The sequence below is a fragment of the Peptococcus simiae genome (genome assembly GCF_046097595.1).
GTDB classification, from domain to species: domain Bacteria; phylum Bacillota; class Peptococcia; order Peptococcales; family Peptococcaceae; genus Peptococcus; species Peptococcus simiae.
Genome location: NZ_JBJUVG010000025.1, coordinates 1 through 3,193, shown reverse-complemented (window position 1 = coordinate 3,193; position 3,193 = coordinate 1). Strand labels below are relative to the sequence as shown.

Below are 3,193 nucleotides of genomic sequence, written 5' to 3'. Positions count from 1 at the left end.
GAGCGGTATCATTGCCGGTTCTGAAGGCAAGTTCCGTCCTGACGAACCTATCACCCGGGCTGAATTAGCCGGCTTGGCCACTCGCTTTAACCCTGAAAAGTTTGGTGGTAAAAAAGATGATGGCGCCTTTGCAGACGTTTCTACCGGTCAATGGTACTCCAGTGCCGTTGCTCTTGCGGCTGCCAATAAATGGGTAAGCGGTTATCCGGACGGTACCTTTAAACCGAATAACTACATTACCCGGACTGAAACCATGTCTATCATTAACCGAGTTTTAGATCGCCAAATGACTACGGAAAAACTCCGGGAGTTAGGTGTGAAGAACCCGTATACGGACATCAAAGAAGATGACTGGTACTACGCAGATGCCCTTGAAGCAACCATCAACCACAAAAAAGAACGTGGCAAATGGCATGGCTTCGACTACAATGATGGCAAATATAATGTCATTATTGAGAAATATGTAGATACTGAAGGCAACGTTATCCAAAAGAAAAAAGTCAGTGATGGCAAAGAAGTAAAATCGCCTAAAGACATTGTTGGCTTTAACTATGTTGGTTACGTTAAGGTTCTCACCTATGTATACGAAAAGGGTACTCCAGTACCTAGCGTGAGCAAGACCTCTGAAGCAGAAGGTAAAGACGCTAAGGTCTTCACCCCCGGTGATGAAGTCACCTACACCATTAAGGTGCAGAATGACAAAAAAGCGACCAGCCCTATTGAAAACGCCAAGATCTATGACCCGGTTCCTAAGTACATGACCCTTGTAGACGGTTCCGTTACGGTCAATGGCAAAAGCAAAGACTACAAAACAACTGATTACATGGTCAGCGAAAAAGGGAACTTTGTCCTAGCTGAGGCTGTCAAAACCGGTCAAAAGCAGCTTGAAATTGCCCTTGGTGATGTAAAAGCCGGGGAAAGCAAAACTATCCAATTTAAGGCTAAAATCGACAAAGATGCCTTCAATAAAGAAATCAAAAACATTGCTGTTTTAACCGGTGACAATATCGTTGACTTAAAGAGTTCTAACCAGTTAGATCCTAACTTAAACGAAAACGATGATCCGAACAAGGATCCAAACAAGCCGCTGCCGAAACGTAACGATTCTATCCCCCCCGGCATTGAAACCGGCGACAAGGGCTTTGTCGTACAAGAAGGCAAGGCATATCTGAACATGGATAAAGTCGTTGACAAAAAAGAAGCCGAAGTTGGCGATACCCTTAAATACACCATCAAGGTGGATGCAGATAAAACGTCTAAAACCCGGGCTAAAAATGTGGTTGTCACTGACACCATCCCCATGGGCTTAGAATTTAAGCCCGGGACCCTTCAGGTGGACGGCAAGTTCTTTAGTGACATTGAATACAATGCCGACAGCCGAGAATTAAAAGTTCCTGTAGGCGACATTGAGATTGAAAAATCTAAGACGGTTTCTTTCGATGCTGAAGTCACTAAAGATGCTTTCGACATGGAACTTAGAAACGTAGCTGTCGGTAAAGGGACCAACACTGATCCCAAGAAGAGCAAAGAGGACACTGCCATTACCAAGGTGAAAGATGGTAAGGCCTACCTCGACATCACCAAGGAAGTAGATAAGAAAGAAGCCAAGGTAGGGGACACGCTCACCTACACCGTCAAGGTCAAGACAGATGGCAAGTCTAAGAATGACGCCAAGGGCGTTGTTGTAACAGACCCCATTGATCCGGCCTTAGACTTTGCAGGCTCTGTCACTGTAGATGGCAAGGGCCATAGCGACTTCTCCTATGATGAAGAAGCCCGGCTCCTTACCGTTAACCTTGGTGATGTGAAGATTGACCAGACCAAAAAGGTTGTCTTCAAGGTCACTGTTAATAAGACCGGGTATGGTAAGGAAGTAGAAAATATTGCTTCCGCAGAAGGGACCAATGCCGAGCGGGTCTCAAGCGGCTCTAAGGTTTCCAAGATTGCAGAAGGTAAAGCTAACCTCTCTATCCAGAAGACAGCCGACAAAACCGAAGTCAAGGTGGGGGATAATTTAGACTACACCATTACCGTTGCTAATGACGCCAACGCCGAAGTAGCAGCCAATAATGTAAAAGTCACAGATCCTATCCCTCAAGGCCTTGAATGGGGCGGTATTGCCACCATTGCTAAGACAGACGCCCAAGGGAAAAGCGAACCTGGCGTAAGTGCCAAGTACGTGTATAACATGAAAACAGGCGTTGTTGAGGTCTTAGTAGGCAGCCTCCTACCCGGTGAAAAAGCAGAAATCGTTTTGCGCACCGTGGTTAAAGAAGCCGCTCAAGGCAAGACCATCTACAACAAGGCAACCGGTACTGCTGACAATGCCAACCCCAAGGAAGCAGAGGTCAACCGGCCTACTGTAGTAGAAAAGGGCAAGGCTGACGGTAGAGTAGGGGCCAAGTCCGTTAATAAGAGCCAAGCCAAGGTAGGAGATACCCTCTCTTATGAAATCGAAGTAGCCAACAGCCCAAGTGCCACCGCCGACTGGGAAGACGTAACCATTACCGACCCTATTCCGGAAGAACTTGAATACATTGGCCACCTCGAAAAGAACGGCAGAGGGTCCAACGACGGCTCCTTTGACAGCAAGACCAATACCCTAACCCTAAAACCTGAAGCCCTCAAGCCCGGCGAAAAAGCTGTCTACAAATTTGACGTCAAAGTCAAAGAGGCAGCAGAAGGGAAAACCATCGTCAACGTAGCCGTCCTTAAAACCCCCGGTGAACCTGACCGGAACCTACCCTCTACCCCGGTAGTCGTACCAGAAGGCAAAGCAGGCCCTTATGTACTCAAGACCCACGACCAGGATAAGGTCGGAGACCTTGAATACCTCACCTACACTGTAGAAGTAGGTAACCGATCCAAGAACGCCACCTGGAAAAACGTTACCCTCGTAGATACCCTGCCTTCCGAAGTCCAACTCATTGGCCAGCCCACCCTACACGGGAAAACAGATGGTGAAGGTCTAGCCATGGTTAGTGGCAGCACAGTGACCCAGCCCATTGGGGACATTGCCCCCGGTGAAAGCGTCAAGGTCACCTACACCGTACAGGTGAAGAAGGGGACTGCCAAGGAAATCACCTACAAAAAGGGTGCCAGCGAAAGCGAGCTGGATAAACTCCGCAAGCAACACGCCGTAACCCTTACGAACACCGCCAACGCCACCGGTGAAAACGGTACAGGCGGTGCC

The 3,193-nt window shown here is 48.0% G+C and carries 1 protein-coding gene; it reads left to right on the top strand.

The annotated features are described in order from the left end of the window. Window positions 1-3,193: isopeptide-forming domain-containing fimbrial protein (locus ACKQTC_RS09145; protein ID WP_408978137.1), on the top strand; the 3,193-nt coding region annotated here is incomplete at both ends.